We start from the raw sequence: 16,486 nt of genomic DNA on the forward strand, positions 1-16,486 counted from the left end.
AACTATGGTGCAACCACGAACTGTTTTAATTGTTGATGATTCCCCTGAAGATCGCCAAGTTTATCGTCGTTATCTCCAGCAGGATCAGGAATATATCTACACAATTTTTGAGAAAGAATTGGGACAGGAAGCATTAGCTTTATGTCGGCAGTTTCAACCTGATGGAATTTTATTAGATTTTGTGTTACCCGACTTAGATGGATTAGAATTTATCACGGAATTAAAACAGCAAACTCATGGCAACATACCAGCAGTAATTATGTTAACAGGGTATGGCAATGAAACGGTTGCTGTGCAAGCTATAAAAAGTGGTGTTCAAGATTATTTAGTCAAAGGTAAAACAACAGCAGAACTCTTATGTTCAACCGTCAATTCAGCTATTAAAAACGTTAATTTAAGTCAGGAATTACAACGCAGTGAAGAACGTTTTCGTACCTCTGTAGAAAATATGATTGATTGCTTTGGCATTTATTCGGCTATTCGTAATCAAATAGGTGAAATAATTGATTTCCGCATTGATTATGTAAATGCAGCAGCTTGTGAATGTCACAGACTCACAAAAGAAGAAATAATAGATAAAAGACTGTGTGAAATACTCCCTGGTTATCGAACTAGCGGTATATTTAATGAATATTGCCGAGTTATAGAAACAGGCAATCCTGTAATGAAAGAATCACAACAATTTATCTGCAAATCTAAACAGGAGAAATTAGCCAGATATTTTGATCTTCGTATTGCCAAAATGAAAGATGGCTGTGTGGTTTCTTGGCGAGATGTAACTGAAAAAAAACAAGCAGAGGAACGGTTGCGGCAAAGTGAAGCCAAATTCCGCAGAATTGTGGAATCTAATATAGTTGGTATCTATTTTGGTGACATCGGTGGGCAAATTTATGAAGCTAATGATGCCTTTCTAAAAATATTGGGCTACACCCGTGAAGAATTGGCAAATGGCAGTATTCGTTGGGATATGATGACACCTTCAGAATACAAAAATCTAGACCAACAAAAAATTCAAGAACTACAAACTTTGGGAATTTGTACTCCCTTTGAAAAACAGTATTTTCACAAAAATGGTTCTCGTATACCAGTGCTATTAGCAATTGCCTTGATAGAAGGTGAAAAAAATGGCTATAGTGTCTGCTTTGTTCTGGATTTAACGCAACAAAAACAGACTGAAGAGGCATTGCGTCAAAGTGAACAATCATACCGTTACTTATCTGATGCCATACCTCAATTGGTGTGGATAGCGAATACTCAGGGTGAATGCGTTCATGTCAATCAAAGGTGGCTAGATTTTACAGGACAAACCCTTGAGCAAGTGATAGGATCTGGCTGGACTAAAATAGTGCATCCAGATGATATTGCTATTGCGATGGAAGCATGGTTAACAGCTTTACAAACAGGGAAACCTTATGAATTTGAAAAGCGTTTGAGAAGATATGATGGCATTTATCGCTGGTATTTAGTGAGAGCAGTACCCATTAAGGATGAGTGGGGAAAGGTTGTCAAGTGGTTTGGGACAAGTACAGATATTGAAGATAGCAAGCAGTTGGAGGCTGAAAGGGTCCGGCTTTTAGAAATGGAAAAAGCTGCCCGTCTGGAAGCTGAACAAGCGAACCAAGCAAAAGATGACTTTGTGGCGATGGTATCCCATGATTTGCGATCGCCACTCAATGCAATTTTAGGTTGGGCAAACTTACTGCGAACTCGGCCTTTAGATACACATACCATCAATCGTGCCTTAGAAATTATTGAACGAAATGCTCACTCCCAAGCCAAACTTTTGGAAGACTTGCTGAATATTTCCCGCATCCTACGGGGCAAGCTACAGCTTGAAGTCAGTCAAGTTAATCTGGTGTCTATTGTGAATACAGCTATAGAAACTGCTTATCCAACTGCAAAAGCTGAAAATATTTTCCTAGAATCAGTAATTGCTGAGTCAATTCCACCTATTAGGGGAGATGCTCACCGCTTACTGCAAGTTTTGGGTAATTTAATTGCCAATGCTATTAAATTCACTCCTTCCGGGGGAAGGGTGAAAGTGAAACTGTCACTGGTTGACGATCAAGTCACAAAACTCAAATATACTCAAATTACGGTTAGTGATACAGGAATTGGTATTAGTCCAGAGTTTTTACCCTTCGTATTTGAACGCTATCATCAATGCAATGGGCTATCCCCCACCATAGGTGAACGCAATCATAAAAAAGGCGGTTTAGGACTAGGTTTAGCGATCGCTCGTCATTTAGTAGAATTACACGGAGGTACAATTGAAGCCTCTAGTCCTGGTGTGGATAAGGGCGCTACTTTCACCATTAAATTGCCCATTAACGGCTGAATACTTACACCCCACCATCATCACTGTCATGGGAAAGCAGTAAATTCAAACTTTCACCAGAATTTAACCAGCCTGATCTGCGATTTTTAGAATACAAACAGATAGATGTGCAAGTTTCATCAATTCTCACTGCTGTTAATCCTGGTAATCCCGCTTCCTCTAATTTATCATATATCCAAGCCGCAATTGCTTCACTGGTTGGTGATTCCAAACCCGTAGATTCATTTAAATAATAATGATCTAAATAATTATCTAGTAAGGGTTGGAGATATTTTTTAATATCTGAATAATCCATCACCATCCCTTGTTTAGCACCTTCTTCCACTAAGATATTACCAGATATATAAACAACTCCACGCCAACTATGTCCATGCAACCGGGCGCATTTGCCGTCATGGTAAGGTAACTTATGTGCTGCCTCAAAGCGGAATTCTTTACCTATTAACCATTGATTATTAGTCATTCTACTCCTGTATATTATATAGCAGATTGCAGATCAATGAGGTACAGAATCGGGAGCATCCCAATTTTGAAAAAATAAACCTGTCCACTTCAAAAACTCTCGCTCGACTCTCTTCTCTTTGTGTCCTTTGCGTTCTTTGCGGTTCAATCATATCAAGGGAAAAGCCAGTTTTACTCCTGACTCCTGCTGTATATACTTTATCAAAGTTTTATAAAAGTTTTTCTCCTTGATATTCTGTCCATTCTAAAACCCGTCTTAAACCAATTTTTAAATATTCTTCTTGCAGTTCTATACTAATAGATTTTCTTCCTAAACGTTTAGCTACAGCAGCAGTTGTAAAAGTCCCAGCAAAGGGATCAAGTATTAAATCTCCTTCATTACTACTTGCTAACATCATTCTTTCTAACAATGATTCTGGTTTTTGTGAACGATGATTTTCATATTCTTTCATTTTATATCTCACACGATAAAAATACCAAACATTCCCAGGAACTTTTTCTGTATTATAAGCAGTGGGAACAGATTTTCTGTAATCAATCAATTGACGTTGTGAACCTGTTTTTGCTTCAATTTTTATATTCTCTGAATTAAAAGTATAGTTATTTTTATCTTTCACACAGTGTAAAATTGGTTCATACATTGAACCAAAGTATTTTTTAGCTTGAACTCCCGAACTGTCATAATGCCATATTATTCTACTGAGAATAGTTAATTTTTTTCTCAAGTAAATATCAAAATAAGGCATTGCTTGGGTACTAGACATTACATAAATTGTACCATCTTGTTTGAGAATACGAATACACTCATCTAACCATTGATATGACCAGTTTAAATATTCTGCTTCTGATTCCCATTTATCATGAAAATCACCAAACTTTTTACCTATATTATAAGGTGGATCAATAATTATTAAATCTACTGTTTCTGAGGGAATATGATTTTTTAAAACGTTAATTGTGTCACCATGAAATATGATATTTCCCTGTTCTTGATAAGATTGAATCATACATGAAATCATACATAATTAGGGGTTGCTAAAAAAGTATTTTTTAGGAGGTAGGAAATAGTTAATCAAATATTCTTCAAATTCTATCAGGTCTCGATATGATTGAACCGCAAAGAACGCAAAGTACACAAAGGTAAGAGTGTTTGAGAGAGTTTTATGAGTGGCTAATTTTACCTTTTTCCTAATTTCCAATTTTCACCACCTGGTAATTGAGTTAAATAATTATCAATGACTGCTGGCAACTCTTTAACTGAGTAATTATAAGTGAGTCTTAATAAATTTTCCGCTTGTTCAATTATTTGTTCTTTATCTACTATTTCTGTCAGTTGAAAGGGGCTGTAAATAGCATTCATTACTTCTTCACTGGCATCTCTAATGGCTTCTTCAAATTCATCTTCTAAGATTGGTCTCCATTCATCTATTTTAACATAATAGGAGGTTTTATTATCCTGTAAATTTATTTTTTTTATTTCTCTAACTGAACCACGAATTGAATTTGCACAAGAATTAGTTAAGCGTTTTTCTATTTGATTTTTAATCAAATGAATTATTAATCTTACTAGGAATGATTGGATATTCCTCAAAATTGCTTGTCTACTCATTCCCTCTAATTCGTCTACTATAGCTAACGCATCTGTATAACGCTGTTCTAAAATACTATTTCTGAGGTCTATTAATTCTTGTGTCATATTTATATTAGCCTCAATTTACATTCTTCTATTTACATTCTTGATAATTTCATTTTCACTAGATTTAATATTACCAAGTTTCTTATATTATAGCAGGAGGCAGGAGTCAGCAAAGAGACAGGGGAGCAGGGGGCAGGGGGAAAAGATTTATACCAGTCCCCACTCCCCAATCACCAATCACCAATCACCTATTCCCATTCTATAGTTCCAGGTGGCTTGGAAGTAATGTCATAAACTACACGGTTGACACCTTTTACCTCATTTACAATTCTGGTAGCGATCGCTTCTAGAACATCATAAGGTACACGCGCCCAGTCTGCTGTCATCCCATCTTCACTGGTGACTATCCGTAAAACTATGGGGTAAGCATAGGTTCTTTTGTCACCCATTACGCCCACACTACGAATAGGTAATAATACGGCGAAGGCTTGCCAATAGTCGTGATATAAGCCTCTTTGGTTGATTTCTTGGCGGACAATTAAATCAGCATCACGTAATATATTTAACCGTTCTGCTGTGACTTCACCTAAAATACGAATCGCTAAACCAGGTCCGGGGAAGGGTTGTCTTTGAACAATTTCTTCTGGTAAACCTATGGAACGGCCTACTTTACGAACTTCATCTTTAAACAGTTTCCGCAAAGGTTCAACAAGTTTAAATCTCAAGTCTTTGGGTAAACCACCAACGTTGTGATGACTCTTAATTTTCACTGCTACTCGTTCACCGGTTTTCGGGTCAACGTTTGTATCAGCAGATTCAATCACGTCTGGGTAAAGTGTACCCTGTGCTAAATAGTCAAAGTGACCAAGGCGTTTGGATGTTTCCTCAAAAACGCGAATAAATTCATGGCCGATAATACGGCGTTTTTCTTCAGGATCTGTAATACCTGCAATAGCAGAAATAAAGCGATCGCGGGCGTTGACATACTCTACGTGAATATGAAACTGTTCTTCAAACAATTTTATCAATCTTTCTGGTTCTAATTTCCGCATAAAGCCTTGATCAATAAACACACAGGTTAATTGATCACCTATAGCTTTATGTAGCAAAAATGCTAAAGTTGAAGAATCTACACCGCCAGAAAGTGCCAATAATACCCGTTTATCTCCCACTCTAGCGCGAATTTCTCGAATTGCTTCCTCTACAAAAGCCGCAGTCGTCCAGGTGGGTTCACAGTCGCAGATGTGGTAAACAAAGTTACGAATTAATGCTAAACCACCCAGGGAATGTACTACTTCAGGATGAAACTGTACACCATAAAGTTTTGTATCATGATTAGCAATAGCCGCACAGGGAGTATTTTCTGTATGTGCTAATAATTCAAACCCTGGTGGCATTTTTGTCACTGAGTCACCATGACTCATCCACATGGTTGTACCATCTTCGACGTTGGTTAACAAGTCCGTGGGATCATCTATATATAATGATGCTTTACCATATTCACCCCGATCCGCTTTGGTGACTTCTCCTCCCAGTTGGTTTACCATCAACTGCATCCCATAGCATACGCCTAAGATGGGGATGCCTAATTTCCAAATTTCTGGATCACAATGGGGCGCGTTTTCGCTATAAACTGAATTTGGACCACCAGATAAAATTATCCCTTTGGGGTTGAGTTTCTGTAAATGTTCTGCTGTGGTGCGATAGGATAGCACTTCAGAATATACTTGAGTCTCGCGGATACGTCTAGCGATTAGTTCTGAATATTGAGAACCAAAGTCTAGAATAACAATCATTTGGCGATTTAACTGCCCCAAATTTTCCTGAGTTTGGGGTGCTGTTTCGGTTGGTAGAGTCACCGCTGTATTCATGATGGTGAGAGTGTGTCTTTGATAGTAAAAATGTCAGTTACCATTTCCGGCTTTTTGGGCTAAATCTAAATTAATAGCTTTTTAGGCTAATAATGGTCGAGAAACCTAAAATACAGCAAATTTCATGTTTATGAGGTACACAAGGTTGGGTAAGGATATCTAACCCACATAAGTAAATATTATGAAAATGTGTACTACATTATACTGATATATTACTGTATATAGAGACGACTATGGCCGCACCTATTGAGCCGATAAATTTGGCTTATTATTAACCGCGAAAAATCACTCTGGAGTAGGTATACAAAAAATTATTTATTTGCTTTATTTATGATTATTCATATTAAGTTAACATAATTTTTCCATTAAGACACAACCAGTTTTACTCTTGATGATAATTTCTCGGTTGCGGTCGAAAAGCACAGAACCGCATACTGTGGTGTTAATATCTCGGTAACAATGACTTTTGATATATTCTTGAGAGCGAGTATCAATAGTTTCGGCAATGCTGCCATAAACTTGATCAGTCCAATTACTAGCAGTTTTGCTATCTAAGTCTCGCAGGTGTTGTAATGCTGCTTCTGCGGTGGGACTGTGAAATACTCTATTTATCTCTGAAGCTGGTAAACTGGCGATCGCACAATGGGCAGCTAAAATTTCCCGTCGGCCATCTGCTAGGTGGTGATGGGTGTGAAAAATTCCCCCTGCTAATTTCATTAGTTTACCGTGATAACCAAATAATAAGATTTCTTTGACTCCTAAAAGATTTGCTTCGACTAATAAAGGTCCTAACCAGTTGGCGGTTTTTACCAGTTGTTGCGGGTTTATTCCCCATTTTTGTGCTAAGTCTAAACCATTTTCGCCAATACAAAAAACTAAACTTTGAAACTCACTAGCTTTGTTTTTTAAATCACTGCGAAAAGCTGTTAGTTGATCTGGTGTGCTTAAAGGTTGAGAAATACCGCTTGTTCCTAATAAAGACAGTCCTTCAACTACTCCAAAAGCAGCGTTAGAAGTACGGACAGCGAGCGATCGCCCTTCTGGTAAAATAATTGTGACGATGATTTTTTCCCCTGGTGCTAAAAGTCGCTGTAGGTTTTCTTTGATTAAATTTTGGGCATAAGTATAAATCGCTGCTTGCTTTTCATTATTTAATTGTTTACCAATTCCTTCTCCGCCTTTAATGATAACACTTTCACTATCTCCCGTATACCATTCTACTGTTGCCCAAATTGGTGTATTTTTTGTCAAGTCTAGATTATCACCCGGATCACTGCGAGTAATAGCTAAAGCTGTATTTTCCGATATTCCCGCTACTTGCTCAATCAGTATTTCTACAATTTCAGCAGGTGTAATTAAGTCAATATTAACTACATTCAATGGTTGATGATGACGCAACCAATGTAAAGCCGCAACAGCAGCAGCACAGGCAAAAACAGGGAGAGTGTAACCAGAACGAGACATGATAATTGATAATTGATAATTGATAGTTGATAGTTGATATAGCAATCCTAAATGATTATAGAACGATTAGATCATAGTTACTATTGGCGTAAATCGAACTAGATTAAGACTTTGAGTATCCTAACCTTACCAAATCATTTGTACTATTTGTTCATAACTCAAATCGGATTGCTATAGTTGATAGTTGATAGTTGATAGTTGATAGTTGATAGTTGATAGTTGATTAGGTTATTTACTTCCCCTGTTCCCCCTGACTTCTCCATCTCCCCATCTCCCCACCTGCTGTCACCTGTCACCTGTCACCTGTCACCTAAACTAAACACCTACTTCTAACAATAAAGCTTCCATAGCTTCCCAAGAAATACCTTGTTGAATATAACGGGGAGATTCAGGATTATAAGGACTGGCTATGCGGTCAATGGCGACAATTATGGCATCATCAAGTAAGACAGGCACATCTGGATCAAAAGCTGTGGGACGCATCAAAGAACTAGAGAATCCCTTAAACACGGCAATTTTATCTTGTTCATCAGCAATATTGATGGTTACTAATAGAACTTCTTGAGGTCGTTTGACGGTGTATTGTTCTAGTCTTTTACCAATGGAATTATTCATCAAAAGGATATTTTACAAGTTAATTGAGTATTTGCATTATTTATTTTTTTTATACGAAAAAATCGGGTTGAAAACCTAGCCTTTTCAGGGGAAAAGTTTTGGGATCGGGGTATAAATCCCCCTCAACTAAGCTTCCAGTCCCTGCCTTCTTTAATGTGTTGCTACTGTGTGGCGTTTCTGCCATGTTTACCTAGTTTTACTAATACAAAATAGCTGAGATAAACTACATAAATTACTAAGCCAATTATGCCCAAAAACCCAAGAAAAGCTGGTTTACTATTATAATGGAAATAATCTTTAAACATTAATGGTGCTTCTAACCAAACTCTACAGTAGTTAGATTTGAGGGCATTTTCTGAAAAGGCACAACTTAAGAAAGGTGCAAAACCAATTACACCTAACAGGGAATAAATCGTCATTGCCCAACGCCAAGATGTGAAAGTCAGCTTTAAAGGACTGTTCGGTTGATACTCAATTTCATCGTTGATATCAACCCAAAACCAAAGAGAAATAGGAATGAGAATACGAGCTATTAAACCAGAGATAAAACTGACTGCCAAACCACCAATCATTAAGTAAACTGTGATGGCTAATAAACTTGCTACTCGCCAGTAAATCATTAGTAAGCGTTGTATACTATCTGCTTTTTGTACAAATGCCCAAATCAGAAGAATCAGGGGAATAATTAAGCTAAATAATAATGCTAATCTATAATCCATCCAGACATAGGGGCGAAACCAAAGTTGTGGCATAGTTTTGATTAGTTAATACCGTAGAATTAAGGTTGATTTTGTAAGCATTCAGCCGTCAGCTATCAGTTTCCCACCTCCTACCTTCGCTAAAGGAGGCAACAAGCAAAAGGCAAAAGACAGAAGTTTTGTAATTTTGACTTTTGACTTTTGACTTGATTTGTCTCCTGATCAGGTTTATAACCAGTGATTTGAGAGATGATCAAAACAATCGGGTCTAAAACCGGACTTCGTGCGGCTACGCTAATGCTATTGAAGGAGAAAAGTTTTTGGAGGGGGTATAAACCCCATGACAATAACGGACTCCCGCCTCCTGCCTTAGTTAAGAGTGATTGGTTAAATCTCTAGTCCTCGTAAAGCCGACACTCATCTGCTTCTGGATTAGCATCACAGTATTGCTCTAAAGAGTTTTTAGGTTTGGTTTGACGCTGGTGGGAAGCTTCCGCTTGCAATTCTTCGACTGCATCCCAAGCAGCAGCACATTCTGCGGAGTTGCTGCCGGAAATATCACAGACAACACGAGCTTGTTCAACTTCAGCTTGAATTTTTTCGTGAATGGTGTTGGTTGTTTCTTGAGTGTTTGTCATTGCGTTAATCTCGCTGGGTTTTGTTTATACTAAGTAGAGAAATCAAAAATTGCGGTTTTTGCTTTAATGTTCGCTTACTATTCTAACCACTGAGTTGCTGCTATATAAAACCTAGACAAAGCTAGACTTTACTTTCTACTTCAACGGGAGCATGGGAGCGGTTATCCCTCCGTAGACTTGCACGCTGTAGCCCAACGCGATCTTTCTGGTGTGAAAGGAGGCAGGAGTTGAAAGGCAGTTTTGCTGGAGGCCGATTATAGGGGATTTTCAACCCACCTCCAATCATAGACCGCCAAATCACCAGATTATGGCGGGGGACTTAAACCCAAATGGGCGAGTCAAAAAGGCTTTATTCTTAATTCAAAATTCTCCATCCTCCTGCCCCCTGCCTTTTGCCTCGCCCGAAGGGCAGTTAAGATTTTCAAAAAGACTACCACTATCATTGCTTGGTTTTCGCGTCGGCAATAGTCTTAATTCAATACTGGATATCCCAGGATTATATATCAAGATAGTTGATTTTTTAACTCAAGAGAAATTGATTTTTGTCTACATAAGTATAGCTTTGTCTGGAAAATCGCCAGCTTAGGACTAGCTCAGTTAAACTGCGATCCTGATCATCGCTTAATACAGCAAATTACCACAACTATACCCGGATTTCTCTTGATGTTTTCAGATTTGGCAGGGTATAACTACCGAAAAAGAAGCATACAATATATTTAATATTTAAATGAATATAGGAGTAAACGCCCCATTCAGCTTGTCAATTCTGATAAGATGCAATATCTCCCCGGATAACACAAACTACTAGCCTCAACACAAAAACAAGTCCAGCAATCATGGCAGACCAAATGCAGTGGGCAAATGCCCTATCAACCCGTCATTCTTTGGAAGCAGCTATTTCAGATGTGGTAGAACAAGCTATTTCGTCTTTAACAGCACCTGCGGATCTGGGGCTGGTATTCATTTCGTCTGCTTTTGCGAGTGAGTATTCCCGACTTTTACCATTGCTGGCAGAAAAGCTCTCTGTACCAGTGCTGATTGGTTGTGGTGCTGCGGGTGTGGTGGGGACGAACTCAGAAAACCAAATTCAGGAAATAGAAGGGGAAGCGGCGATTAGTTTGACGTTGGCGCATCTTCCTGGTGTCGATGTTCGCCCTTTTCATATTTTGGGCGATCAGTTGCCTGATTTGGATAGCTCACCAAATGCTTGGATTGATTTAGTGGGTGTGCCACCATCATCTGTACCCCAGTTTATTTTGTTGTCTAGTGCTTTTTCTTCAGGAACTAATGATTTGTTGCAGGGCTTGGATTTTGCTTACCCTGGTTCGGTGGTTGTGGGGGGACAGGTCGGCGGAGGTTTTGGCAGCGATCGCATCGGCTTATTTTGTAATGGTCGTCTCTATCGTCAAGGTACTGTGGGTGTGGCTTTGAGTGGTGATATTGTGCTGGAAAGTGTTGTCGCTCAAGGATGCCGTCCTATTGGTGAACCATTACAGGTGACTAAGGCTGAACGCAATATTATTTTGGAGTTGGATGAACAAGTTCCTTTGACGGTGTTGCGGAATTTAATTGATCGCCTCAGTGATGAGGAAAAAATGCTGGCGCAGCATTCTTTGTTTGTGGGGTTGGCAATGAATGAATTTAAGCTTTCTTTAAAGCAAGGTGATTTTCTCATTCGCAACTTACTAGGAGTAGATCCAGTCGCTGGGGCGATCGCTATTGGCGATCGCATTCGTCCTGGTCAAAGGTTACAATTTCACCTGCGGGATGCTCAAGCTTCTGCTGAAGAATTAGAATTTCTCTTGCAAGAATATCAAGCTCAAAATAGCAATTCATCCTCTGCTTTAGGGGCGTTAATGTTTAGTTGTGTGGGACGTGGTACTGGACTTTACGGAAAACCCAATTTTGATTCCCAGTTATTTAGTAGTTATTTTCATGACATCCCTATGGGTGGTTGTTTCTGTAGTGGTGAAATCGGTCCTGTGACTGGTAGAACTTTCCTCCACGGTTATACTTCAGTTTTTGCAATTTGCCGCAGAAGGTGACTGGTGACAGGTGACAGGTGACTGGGGAAGATTTTTAAATATTACCAATTACCAATTACCAATTACCAATTACCAATTACCAATTACCAATTACCAATTACCAAGCAAAAGCTTACTGTTATTATCAATTGGGCTGGGATGTCCACTGTGAGTAACTGCACTATATTTTTGAATGTAACGACGGACTTCTAAAGGAAAGTTGGGATAGTCTATTACTGCATCCCCATCGGCGATAGTTGCCCAAAAATCTCGCAAATCTGGGGCTAGTTGTTGTGCCTGTGCCAATGGTAGATTTAGGGGGGGTAGGGTGAGTAATTTGATCAGGAAGGGGAAAGAGCGATCGCCCATCCATTGTTTTGATGATTTTTGCAAGTTGGGAAAATCTGGTACTGATTCCACACGATGAGAGACTATTTGTAACCATTCTTTACCTAGATGATCTCGTTCAAATTCTAAAACACGGTAAGGATGGGGATAACTAACTAATGAACCAGTGGTAATATCATAGACTCCATCACCACAAGCTACATCTTGAACGTGCAAATGTCCGGTAAAGACTAATCTCACTCCATGTTTACGCAGTAACTTTAAAAGTTCTGGGGCATTTTCTAGCATATAACGGTTTGCCATTGGATGATTTGATTGATCTGGCAAATGTTCGACAACGTTGTGATGCACCATCACCAAAACTAACTCATTGTTAATTTTTGCTAGTTCTGTTTCTAACCACTGAAACTGCTGCTGATCTAAACGCCCGATTTGTTTACCATGCTCATCAAAGGTGTTAGAATTTAAACCTATTAGCCGCACTCTGGGCAAGATTTGACAATTGTAGTAAGGTTGGTGTGGGTTTTCATAACCAAACTTGCGGTAATAATGGGGAAAATCTGCAAAACCTATGGATTGCTCGTTTGCTGATAATACGGGAACATCATGATTACCAGGAATAACATACACCGGAAAAGGTAGTTGAGAAAGTCTGTTTGCTAACCACGCATGATTTTCTGGTTCACCGTGTTGGGTTAAGTCTCCGGGAATCAGCAGAAAGTCTAAATCAAGTTGTGTTAAATGTTCTAGTACACTTTCAAAGGCGGGAATACTGACTTCCACTAAATGAAATCGGTTAGGATGATCCCAAATTGTATGGGGTTGTGCAATGTGTAAGTCACTAACTATAGCAAAACGAAAGTTGATATCCATTGATTTAAAAAAATGTTAAAGCGGAAAGAGTAAATATACCCTTTTTACAAAAGTATAACTCTTGCCTTGTCTAGTTACGTACTAGCAACCAGACTTAATATTTGTATGTTTAACTTTTATTAGCGAAATTTTAGTGACAGGAGTAGTCAAAGGAGTATTTATTATGGCTATGATTCGAGTTCGTCAGCACGTTAACCCCCTAGCGAGAAAATTTCAAACCCCTGTTGATCCCCCAGCATGGGAAAAAATCTATGCACAGTATCAGCAACCCTTACATTTAGATATTGGATGTGCGAGGGGTAGGTTTTTATTACAGATGGCACAGGTAGAAACAAACTGGAATTTTTTGGGTTTGGAAATTAGAGAACCTTTGGTTATAGAAGCAAATAGGATAGTTTCTGAGTTGGGTTTAACAAATTTACATTATTTATTTTGCAATGTGAATAATTCTTTGAGTCCAATTTTATCTACTTTACAACCAGGGATTTTACAACGGGTGACAATTCAATTTCCTGATCCTTGGTTTAAAAGTCGTCATGCTAAACGTAGGGTGGTACAATCAGAATTAGTGGAAGATTTAGCTAATTATTTGGCTGTGGGTGGGGTGGTATTTTTGCAATCTGATCAGGAATTTATTGCTGTGGAAATGTGCGATCGCTTCCAAGAAAATCCAGCATTTGAGAAAATGGGAACGGAAAAATGGTTAGCAGAAAATCCGCTTCCTGTGCCTACAGAAAGGGAAATTGCAACGCAAAATAAAGGTGAACCTGTTTATCGAGCAATGTTTGTGAAACGAGCAATTAATCAACAAATTGATAACGAGTCAGACGTTTAACTGTAGTTAAATCTAATCCTAATTCTTTGGTAATTCCTGCTTCTAAAGCTGCAATATCTGTAGTCGGTAGTTCCAGTTCCAAGTTTTTGATTGCGGAATCCGTTGTCTTAATAGTTACTTTGGTAAATCCGCCCTTCTCCTTAATTTCTGCTTTAATAGCAATGACAGCTACAGATAAGTTAACTTTAACTTGGTGGTTGGCTTCTAAGTAAGATTGGGTACTATATTGATAACTTAACATTTGATTAGCAACGCTTTTTCCTCCCAACCAAATACTTAAACCTATCAGGGGTAATGGTAGCCAAAATGCCAACCCTAAACCCACAAACGGAGATATAACTGAGTTTGTTTTTAAACATTTCCATAGGGTAACAAGAAAATTATTTCTATTCATAATCCATATTTATTGCAAAAAATTAGCATTATTGTAATAGAATATTTCTAATCTAGAGTGTAAATTGTTGACAATCCTTATGAAAATATTGGTAGTTGAGGATGATTCAGAACTCTTAGAACCTGTTAATACAGCACTTTCCAGGGCTGGACATATTGTTGATGGGGTGGGTAGCTGTGAATTGGCAACCAGTTTAATAGCTGAAAAAGATTATGATTTGTTAATATTAGATTGGATGTTACCTAAAGGCAGTGGTATTCAAATTTGCCAACATTACCGACATATAGGGAAAACATCTCCTGTGTTAATTATGACTGCAAAAGATAGTATTCTTGATAAAGTCAAAGGATTAGATGCTGGTGCAGATGACTACCTTGTTAAACCTGTAGATATACGGGAGCTATTGGCCAGAGTCAGAGCTTTAGGAAGAAGAAGTCCTATTTGGCAAGATCAAATTTTACAATTTGCCGATTTAAAGTTAAATCTAGATACTTATACCGTAGAAAAACAAAATCAAAATGTGCAGTTATCTGTACGTGAATGTCAACTATTAGAATACTTGTTTCGTCATCCTAATCAAGTTTTAAGTCGTGATCAATTAGAGCAAGCATTATGGACATGGGATGCAGAATTAGGGAATAATGCTATTACTGTACAGATTAGAAGATTGCGGCAACGTTTACAACAAATAGGAGCAGAAAACTTGATTGAAACTGTCTATGGTTTAGGATATCGTTTAACTGCTGCTAATTGTAATTAGGGCTTGCTGATTAAGTAGGTGAACAGAAAAATTTGGCTCTTGCGTCTGTTTTAACCCTCTTTAATCTTGCCTTTTGCCTCTTGTCTGTCCATAACGACGATTTTTAACGCCCACCTACTTATGTCTAACTTATTTGATCGTAGTCGTCGCAATTTAGCATGGTGGTTTACTCTCTCAATGGGGAGTATTTTGGTAATATTTGCTAGTGTAATTTATGTTGCTGTTGTTAAAGATCGTCAGCAAGCTTTTGATTTACAACTTTATAGTAAAAGCCGAGTTATGGCGGCGGGAATTCGCTATAATTTACAACAAGGTCAATGGCGAGTTAAACTTGATGATGTGCCACTTTTAGGAAGTAATACTTTATTTATAGAAAGATTAGAAGATGAAATCGCCTATGCTCGTTGGTACTCTCCCGATGGTAAGTTAGTCAGATTTGTGAGGGAAAAACCGCCGACATTAGTTAATATTACTCCAGGTTTTCAGACTTTACAAAGATCAAATTTATGGTTACGTCAAGTGACATTACCTGTACTTCAAGATGGAGTATTAATTGGTTATTTACAAATAGCATCTCCCTTAACTCCGGTACAGGAAACATTAACCCAATTATGTTTATTTTTAGCAATTGGTGTACCGTTAGGAATAGTAGCTATTGGTTTTACAGGTTGGTTTTTAGGCGGTTTGGCTATGCAGCCTATTTATGAATCATATCAAAAATTAAATCGGTTTACTGCTTATGCTTCCCATGAGTTAAGAAATCCATTGGCTAAGGTATTAAGTCATGCTCAGTTAGGTTTAATGTCAAGGGAGGAAGGTAACACTGAGACTATTTCTCGATTACAAATAATTATTAAAACTACGAAAGCTATTAGTAATCTTGTGAGTGATTTATTGTTTTTGGCACGTCATGAAGGCGTGCTAAATGCACAAATATTAAAAGAAATTGATTTGGTGGAATTTTTGCAGACTTTAGTTGAGGAACAATCTATTTATTGTGAAGATAAGGGATTATTTTTTAAAACAGATTTTCCTAATTCCCAGGTGATATTAGCAGTTGAACCAGATTTATTGCGTCAGGCTATATTAAATTTATTAAGTAATGCGATTAAATATACTCCTGTTGGTGGTACGGTGGAGTTAAAATTAGTGCAGTTGTCTCGGAGTGTCATTATTCAAGTGTTGGATAATGGTACAGGTATTCCGAGTGCAGATTTACCTTATATATTTGAGCAGTTTTATCGTTGTCAAAGTCATAGACAGTACAGTGGTTTTGGTTTGGGTTTAGCGATCGCTCAACAAATTACTCAAGCTCATCGTGGTAAAATTACTGTTAGCAGTACCCTTGGTGAAGGTTCTTGTTTTCAAATTGAATTACCTAACATAATAGTTCGTAGTGAGCGATTTATCGCTCTCTGACAAGGTTTTAAAGGGCTAAAGCCCTGACTACGAACATTTCTTTACATTTTTTCACTTCTACTTCTTGACGGTTTCGCAGATACCCAAATGGTGGCTTTCCGCAAGGTCTGA

General features: G+C 38.1%; 15 protein-coding genes. 5 read left to right on the forward strand and 10 right to left on the reverse strand.

What is annotated here, in order from left to right; genetic code table 11:
• The first annotated feature begins 4 nt into the window (after window positions 1-4).
• Window positions 5-2,338, forward strand: a complete 2,334-nt coding sequence (locus IQ237_RS02900; RefSeq protein WP_194052079.1) for a PAS domain S-box protein — start codon at window positions 5-7, stop codon at window positions 2,336-2,338.
• Window positions 2,339-2,342: 4 nt separating this feature from the next.
• On the opposite strand, the gene queD is transcribed toward IQ237_RS02900, so the two are convergent.
• The 8 genes from queD to IQ237_RS02940 all read right to left on the reverse strand — a co-directional run bounded on the left by queD (window position 2,343) and on the right by IQ237_RS02940 (window position 9,722).
• Complete coding sequence (gene queD / locus IQ237_RS02905) at window positions 2,343-2,801, reverse strand: 6-carboxytetrahydropterin synthase QueD (protein WP_194052080.1); 459 nt, start codon at window positions 2,799-2,801, stop codon at window positions 2,343-2,345.
• 208 nt (window positions 2,802-3,009) lie between these two features.
• Entirely contained in the window at window positions 3,010-3,807 is a 798-nt protein-coding gene (gene yhdJ, locus IQ237_RS02910; protein ID WP_194052082.1) for an adenine-specific DNA-methyltransferase, read from the reverse strand.
• Window positions 3,808-3,977: 170 nt separating this feature from the next.
• Window positions 3,978-4,496, reverse strand: a complete 519-nt coding sequence (locus IQ237_RS02915; protein WP_194052084.1) for a DUF29 family protein — start codon at window positions 4,494-4,496, stop codon at window positions 3,978-3,980.
• A 188-nt stretch (window positions 4,497-4,684) separates the two neighbouring features.
• On the reverse strand, window positions 4,685-6,307 hold the full coding sequence (gene guaA, locus IQ237_RS02920; RefSeq protein ID WP_194052086.1) for a glutamine-hydrolyzing GMP synthase: 1,623 nt from the start codon (window positions 6,305-6,307) through the stop codon (window positions 4,685-4,687).
• A 348-nt stretch (window positions 6,308-6,655) separates the two neighbouring features.
• Window positions 6,656-7,771, reverse strand: coding sequence for a cobalt-precorrin-5B (C(1))-methyltransferase CbiD (gene cbiD / locus IQ237_RS02925; protein WP_194052089.1), 1,116 nt, complete (start codon window positions 7,769-7,771; stop codon window positions 6,656-6,658).
• Window positions 7,772-8,086: 315 nt separating this feature from the next.
• Window positions 8,087-8,386 carry a hypothetical protein gene (locus tag IQ237_RS02930; protein WP_194052091.1) on the reverse strand — a complete coding sequence of 100 codons (300 nt, stop codon included), beginning with the start codon at window positions 8,384-8,386 and terminating at the stop codon, window positions 8,087-8,089.
• A gap of 161 nt (window positions 8,387-8,547) precedes the next feature.
• Window positions 8,548-9,138 carry a DUF3177 family protein gene (locus tag IQ237_RS02935; protein ID WP_194052093.1) on the reverse strand — a complete coding sequence of 197 codons (591 nt, stop codon included), beginning with the start codon at window positions 9,136-9,138 and terminating at the stop codon, window positions 8,548-8,550.
• Between the two features lie 341 nt (window positions 9,139-9,479).
• Window positions 9,480-9,722, reverse strand: coding sequence for a Calvin cycle protein CP12 (locus tag IQ237_RS02940; RefSeq protein ID WP_194052096.1), 243 nt, complete (start codon window positions 9,720-9,722; stop codon window positions 9,480-9,482).
• An 836-nt stretch (window positions 9,723-10,558) separates the two neighbouring features.
• Between IQ237_RS02940 and IQ237_RS02945 the strand changes: the two genes are divergently transcribed.
• The gene (locus IQ237_RS02945; protein WP_194052098.1) at window positions 10,559-11,767 is read left to right on the forward strand and encodes an FIST N-terminal domain-containing protein; all 1,209 of its coding nucleotides are present in this window, start codon (window positions 10,559-10,561) and stop codon (window positions 11,765-11,767) included.
• A gap of 90 nt (window positions 11,768-11,857) precedes the next feature.
• Here IQ237_RS02945 and IQ237_RS02950 read toward each other — a convergent pair whose 3' ends face one another.
• The gene (locus IQ237_RS02950; RefSeq protein WP_194052101.1) at window positions 11,858-12,967 is read right to left on the reverse strand and encodes a metallophosphoesterase; all 1,110 of its coding nucleotides are present in this window, start codon (window positions 12,965-12,967) and stop codon (window positions 11,858-11,860) included.
• A 163-nt stretch (window positions 12,968-13,130) separates the two neighbouring features.
• Between IQ237_RS02950 and trmB the strand changes: the two genes are divergently transcribed.
• Window positions 13,131-13,802 (forward strand): tRNA (guanosine(46)-N7)-methyltransferase TrmB, encoded by a 672-nt coding sequence (trmB, locus tag IQ237_RS02955; RefSeq protein WP_194052103.1) that lies wholly within the window; start codon window positions 13,131-13,133, stop codon window positions 13,800-13,802.
• Here the strand turns inward: trmB and IQ237_RS02960 are convergent.
• Window positions 13,768-14,196: a hypothetical protein gene (locus tag IQ237_RS02960; protein WP_194052105.1), complete on the reverse strand. Its 429-nt coding sequence runs from the start codon at window positions 14,194-14,196 to the stop codon at window positions 13,768-13,770. The two genes, trmB and IQ237_RS02960, sit on opposite strands and share 35 nt — an antisense overlap.
• 79 nt (window positions 14,197-14,275) lie before the next feature.
• Between IQ237_RS02960 and IQ237_RS02965 the strand changes: the two genes are divergently transcribed.
• Both IQ237_RS02965 and IQ237_RS02970 read left to right on the forward strand, forming a co-directional pair.
• A complete protein-coding gene (locus IQ237_RS02965; protein ID WP_194052107.1) occupies window positions 14,276-14,956 on the forward strand; it encodes a response regulator transcription factor in 681 nt (226 codons plus the stop codon).
• A 120-nt stretch (window positions 14,957-15,076) separates the two neighbouring features.
• The gene (locus IQ237_RS02970; protein WP_194052109.1) at window positions 15,077-16,375 is read left to right on the forward strand and encodes a sensor histidine kinase KdpD; all 1,299 of its coding nucleotides are present in this window, start codon (window positions 15,077-15,079) and stop codon (window positions 16,373-16,375) included.
• Window positions 16,376-16,486: the final 111 nt, after the last annotated feature.

It is taken from the genome of Sphaerospermopsis sp. LEGE 08334 (genome assembly GCF_015207205.1).
In the GTDB taxonomy this organism is placed as follows: Bacteria; Cyanobacteriota; Cyanobacteriia; order Cyanobacteriales; family Nostocaceae; genus Sphaerospermopsis.

Bases quoted from the DNA above. Each gene is read 5' to 3' on its own strand.
- IQ237_RS02900 (WP_194052079.1), top strand. From the start codon at position 5: ATGGTGCAACCACGAACTGTTTTAATTGTTGATGATTCCCCTGAAGAT.
- queD (WP_194052080.1), bottom strand. From the start codon at position 2,801: ATGACTAATAATCAATGGTTAATAGGTAAAGAATTCCGCTTTGAGGCA.
- yhdJ (WP_194052082.1), bottom strand. From the start codon at position 3,807: ATGATTCAATCTTATCAAGAACAGGGAAATATCATATTTCATGGTGAC.
- IQ237_RS02915 (WP_194052084.1), bottom strand. From the start codon at position 4,496: ATGACACAAGAATTAATAGACCTCAGAAATAGTATTTTAGAACAGCGT.
- guaA (WP_194052086.1), bottom strand. From the start codon at position 6,307: ATGAATACAGCGGTGACTCTACCAACCGAAACAGCACCCCAAACTCAG.
- cbiD (WP_194052089.1), bottom strand. From the start codon at position 7,771: ATGTCTCGTTCTGGTTACACTCTCCCTGTTTTTGCCTGTGCTGCTGCT.
- IQ237_RS02930 (WP_194052091.1), bottom strand. From the start codon at position 8,386: ATGAATAATTCCATTGGTAAAAGACTAGAACAATACACCGTCAAACGA.
- IQ237_RS02935 (WP_194052093.1), bottom strand. From the start codon at position 9,138: ATGCCACAACTTTGGTTTCGCCCCTATGTCTGGATGGATTATAGATTA.
- IQ237_RS02940 (WP_194052096.1), bottom strand. From the start codon at position 9,722: ATGACAAACACTCAAGAAACAACCAACACCATTCACGAAAAAATTCAA.
- IQ237_RS02945 (WP_194052098.1), top strand. From the start codon at position 10,559: ATGGCAGACCAAATGCAGTGGGCAAATGCCCTATCAACCCGTCATTCT.
- IQ237_RS02950 (WP_194052101.1), bottom strand. From the start codon at position 12,967: ATGGATATCAACTTTCGTTTTGCTATAGTTAGTGACTTACACATTGCA.
- trmB (WP_194052103.1), top strand. From the start codon at position 13,131: ATGGCTATGATTCGAGTTCGTCAGCACGTTAACCCCCTAGCGAGAAAA.
- IQ237_RS02960 (WP_194052105.1), bottom strand. From the start codon at position 14,196: ATGAATAGAAATAATTTTCTTGTTACCCTATGGAAATGTTTAAAAACA.
- IQ237_RS02965 (WP_194052107.1), top strand. From the start codon at position 14,276: ATGAAAATATTGGTAGTTGAGGATGATTCAGAACTCTTAGAACCTGTT.
- IQ237_RS02970 (WP_194052109.1), top strand. From the start codon at position 15,077: ATGTCTAACTTATTTGATCGTAGTCGTCGCAATTTAGCATGGTGGTTT.